General features: G+C 49.8%; 1 tRNA gene and 3 rRNA genes. All 4 read right to left on the reverse strand.

What is annotated here, in order from left to right:
- Positions 1 to 116: ribosomal RNA gene (gene rrf, locus H7T92_RS10300) — 5S ribosomal RNA — on the reverse strand.
- A 79-nt stretch (positions 117 to 195) separates the two neighbouring features.
- Positions 196 to 3,095: ribosomal RNA gene (locus H7T92_RS10305) — 23S ribosomal RNA — on the reverse strand.
- A 123-nt stretch (positions 3,096 to 3,218) separates the two neighbouring features.
- A tRNA-Ala gene (locus tag H7T92_RS10310) sits at positions 3,219 to 3,291 on the reverse strand.
- Positions 3,292 to 3,343: 52 nt separating this feature from the next.
- Positions 3,344 to 4,891 (reverse strand): 16S ribosomal RNA (locus H7T92_RS10315).
- Together the 16S, 23S and 5S rRNA genes with 1 tRNA gene alongside form the textbook arrangement of a ribosomal RNA operon.
- Between the last annotated feature and the right edge of the window lie 166 nt (positions 4,892 to 5,057).

A 5,057-nucleotide genomic window follows, 5' to 3' on the forward strand; every position in this document is an offset into this window, starting at 1 on the left:
GCTAAGCGACTACCTTATCTCACAGGGGGCAACCCCCAACTACTTCCGGCGTTCTAGGGCTTAACTGCTGTGTTCGGCATGGGTACAGGTGTATCTCCTAGGCTATCGTCACTTAACTCTGAATGATTAAACATTCAAAATTGAACATCTATATTCTAACAAGTTAAACTCACGTTGTCAATATCTTCTGACTCTTTGGATAAGTCCTCGAGCTATTAGTATTAGTCCGCTCCATTGCTCACACAACTTCCACTCCTAACCTATCTACCTGATCTTCTCTCAGGGCTCTTACTGATATAAAATCATGGGAAATCTCATCTTGAGGTGGGTTTCACACTTAGATGCTTTCAGCGTTTATCCCTTCCCTACATAGCTACCCAGCGATGCCTCTGGCGAGACAACTGGTACACCAGCGGTAAGTCCACTCTGGTCCTCTCGTACTAGGAGCAGATCCTCTCAAATTTCCTACGCCCGCGACGGATAGGGACCGAACTGTCTCACGACGTTCTGAACCCAGCTCGCGTGCCGCTTTAATGGGCGAACAGCCCAACCCTTGGGACCGACTACAGCCCCAGGATGCGACGAGCCGACATCGAGGTGCCAAACCTCCCCGTCGATGTGAACTCTTGGGGGAGATAAGCCTGTTATCCCCAGGGTAGCTTTTATCCGTTGAGCGATGGCCCTTCCATACGGAACCACCGGATCACTAAGCCCGACTTTCGTCCCTGCTCGAGTTGTAGCTCTCGCAGTCAAGCTCCCTTATACCTTTACACTCTGCGAATGATTTCCAACCATTCTGAGGGAACCTTTGGGCGCCTCCGTTACCTTTTAGGAGGCGACCGCCCCAGTCAAACTGCCCGTCAGACACTGTCTCCGTAGATGATGAACCTACCGGGTTAGAGTGGCCATAACACAAGGGTAGTATCCCAACAACGCCTCCATCGAAACTGGCGTCCCGATCTCAATGGCTCCTACCTATCCTGTACATGTGGCACAGACACTCAATATCAAACTGCAGTAAAGCTCCATGGGGTCTTTCCGTCCTGTCGCGGGTAACCTGCATCTTCACAGGTACTAAAATTTCACCGAGTCTCTCGTTGAGACAGTGCCCAAATCATTACGCCTTTCGTGCGGGTCGGAACTTACCCGACAAGGAATTTCGCTACCTTAGGACCGTTATAGTTACGGCCGCCGTTTACTGGGGCTTCAATTCATACCTTCGCTTACGCTAAGCACTCCTCTTAACCTTCCAGCACCGGGCAGGCGTCACCCCCTATACATCATCTTACGATTTAGCAGAGAGCTGTGTTTTTGATAAACAGTTGCTTGGGCCTATTCACTGCGGCTGACTTTAAGCCAGCACCCCTTCTCCCGAAGTTACGGGGTCATTTTGCCGAGTTCCTTAACGAGAGTTCTCTCGCTCACCTGAGGCTACTCGCCTCGACTACCTGTGTCGGTTTGCGGTACGGGTAGAGTATGATTAACGCTAGAAGCTTTTCTTGGCAGTGTGACGTCACTAACTTCGCTACTAAACTTCGCTCCCCATCACAGCTCAATGTTATAGAATTAAGCATTTAACTCAATTCACACCTCACTGCTTAGACGTGCACTTCCAGTCGCACGCTTTAGTTAGCCTACTGCGTCCCTCCTTCACTACATACTCTAGTACAGGAATATCAACCTGTTGTCCATCGGATACACCTTTCGGTCTCTCCTTAGGTCCCGACTAACCCAGGGCGGACGAGCCTTCCCCTGGAAACCTTAGTCTTACGGTGGACAGGATTCTCACCTGTCTTTCGCTACTCATACCGGCATTCTCACTTCTATGCGTTCCAGCGCTCCTCACGGTACACCTTCTCCACACATAGAACGCTCTCCTACCATACCTATAAAGGTATCCACAGCTTCGGTAAATTGTTTTAGCCCCGGTACATTTTCGGCGCAGGGTCACTCGACTAGTGAGCTATTACGCACTCTTTGAATGAATAGCTGCTTCTAAGCTAACATCCTAGTTGTCTGTGCAACCCCACATCCTTTTCCACTTAACAATTATTTTGGGACCTTAGCTGGTGGTCTGGGCTGTTTCCCTTTCGACTACGGATCTTAGCACTCGCAGTCTGACTGCCGACCATAATTCATTGGCATTCGGAGTTTATCTGAGATTGGTAATCCGGGATGGACCCCTCACCCAAACAGTGCTCTACCTCCAAGAATCTTAATGTCGACGCTAGCCCTAAAGCTATTTCGGAGAGAACCAGCTATCTCCAAGTTCGTTTGGAATTTCTCCGCTACCCACAAGTCATCCAAGCACTTTTCAACGTGCCCTGGTTCGGTCCTCCAGTGAGTTTTACCTCACCTTCAACCTGCTCATGGGTAGGTCACATGGTTTCGGGTCTACGACATAATACTAAGACGCCCTATTCAGACTCGGTTTCCCTACGGCTCCGTCTCTTCAACTTAACCTCGCATCATATCGTAACTCGCCGGTTCATTCTACAAAAGGCACGCTCTCACCCATTAACGGGCTCGAACTTGTTGTAGGCACACGGTTTCAGGTTCTATTTCACTCCCCTCCCGGGGTGCTTTTCACCTTTCCCTCACGGTACTGGTTCACTATCGGTCACTAGAGAGTATTTAGGGTTGGGAGATGGTCCTCCCAGATTCCGACGGGATTTCTCGTGTCCCGCCGTACTCAGGATACTGCTAGGTATAAAGACTATTTCGAATACGAGGCTCTTACTCTCTTTGGCTGACCTTCCCATGTCATTCTTCTATAATCTTTAAGTCCACATTGCAGTCCTACAACCCCGAAGAGTAAACTCTTCGGTTTGCCCTCCTGCCGTTTCGCTCGCCGCTACTCAGGCAATCGCTTTTGCTTTCTCTTCCTGCAGCTACTTAGATGTTTCAGTTCACTGCGTCTTCCTCTACCTATCCTTAACAGATAGGAGTACTAGCCATCAGCTAGTGGGTTCCCCCATTCGGACATCTCTGGATCGTCGCTTACTTACAGCTCCCCAAAGCATTTCGTCGTTTGTCACGTCCTTCTTCGGCTTCTAGTGCCAAGGCATCCACCGTGCGCCCTTATTAACTTAACCTTATTTTTGGTCTTTCGACCTAAACTCTTTAAATATTTACAGCGTTTCGGTTTATTTTCTTGTTACTATTTGATATAGATATTCAATTTTCAATGTTCAATCTTAACACTACTATAGTGTTAATGGAGCCTAGCGGGATCGAACCGCTGACCTCCTGCGTGCAAAGCAGGCGCTCTCCCAGCTGAGCTAAGGCCCCACAAGACCTCTCAAAACTAAACAAGACCAACGTACAGGTTCCTTTTCCTTAGAAAGGAGGTGATCCAGCCGCACCTTCCGATACGGCTACCTTGTTACGACTTCACCCCAATCATCTATCCCACCTTAGGCGGCTGGCTCCTTACGGTTACCTCACCGACTTCGGGTGTTACAAACTCTCGTGGTGTGACGGGCGGTGTGTACAAGGCCCGGGAACGTATTCACCGCGGCGTGCTGATCCGCGATTACTAGCGATTCCGACTTCATGTAGGCGAGTTGCAGCCTACAATCCGAACTGAGACTGGCTTTAAGAGATTAGCTTGCCGTCACCGACTCGCGACTCGTTGTACCAGCCATTGTAGCACGTGTGTAGCCCAGGTCATAAGGGGCATGATGATTTGACGTCATCCCCACCTTCCTCCGGTTTATTACCGGCAGTCTCGCTAGAGTGCCCAACTCAATGATGGCAACTAACAATAGGGGTTGCGCTCGTTGCGGGACTTAACCCAACATCTCACGACACGAGCTGACGACAACCATGCACCACCTGTCACCTCTGTCCCGAAGGAAAACTCTATCTCTAGAGCGGTCAGAGGGATGTCAAGACCTGGTAAGGTTCTTCGCGTTGCTTCGAATTAAACCACATGCTCCACCGCTTGTGCGGGCCCCCGTCAATTCCTTTGAGTTTCAACCTTGCGGTCGTACTCCCCAGGCGGAGTGCTTAATGCGTTAGCTGCGGCACTGAGTCCCGGAAAGGACCCAACACCTAGCACTCATCGTTTACGGCGTGGACTACCAGGGTATCTAATCCTGTTTGCTCCCCACGCTTTCGAGCCTCAGCGTCAGTTACAGACCAGAGAGCCGCTTTCGCCACCGGTGTTCCTCCATATATCTACGCATTTCACCGCTACACATGGAATTCCACTCTCCCCTTCTGCACTCAAGTTAAACAGTTTCCAAAGCGTACTATGGTTAAGCCACAGCCTTTAACTTCAGACTTATCTAACCGCCTGCGCTCGCTTTACGCCCAATAAATCCGGATAACGCTCGGGACCTACGTATTACCGCGGCTGCTGGCACGTAGTTAGCCGTCCCTTTCTGGTAAGTTACCGTCACAGTGTGAACTTTCCACTCTCACACTCGTTCTTCTCTTACAACAGAGCTTTACGATCCGAAAACCTTCTTCACTCACGCGGCGTTGCTCGGTCAGGGTTGCCCCCATTGCCGAAGATTCCCTACTGCTGCCTCCCGTAGGAGTCTGGGCCGTGTCTCAGTCCCAGTGTGGCCGATCACCCTCTCAGGTCGGCTATGTATCGTCGCCTTGGTGAGCCGTTACCTCACCAACTAGCTAATACAACGCAGGTCCATCTCTTAGTGATGCAATTGCACCTTTCAAATCAATATCATGCGATATCGACTTTTATGCGGTATTAGCTATCGTTTCCAATAGTTATCCCCCGCTAAGAGGCAGGTTACCTACGCGTTACTCACCCGTTCGCAACTCATCCGCTCGGTGCAAGCACCAAGCTTCAGCGTTCTACTTGCATGTATTAGGCACGCCGCCAGCGTTCATCCTGAGCCAGGATCAAACTCTCATTAAAATAATTGTTTGTCTTAAACTCATTCTGTCACTGACAGATTTATTGTTTTTTCATTGTTCAGTTACTATAACCTTAGTTATAGCGCCCTGCACATTGGTTCGTCTTGTTCAGTTTTCAAAGGTCTTTGTCGCTCTCGCGCGACAACTATATTAGTATATCATGACCT

It is taken from the genome of Streptococcus parasanguinis (genome assembly GCF_016648855.1).
GTDB classification, from domain to species: Bacteria; Bacillota; Bacilli; order Lactobacillales; family Streptococcaceae; genus Streptococcus; species Streptococcus parasanguinis_L.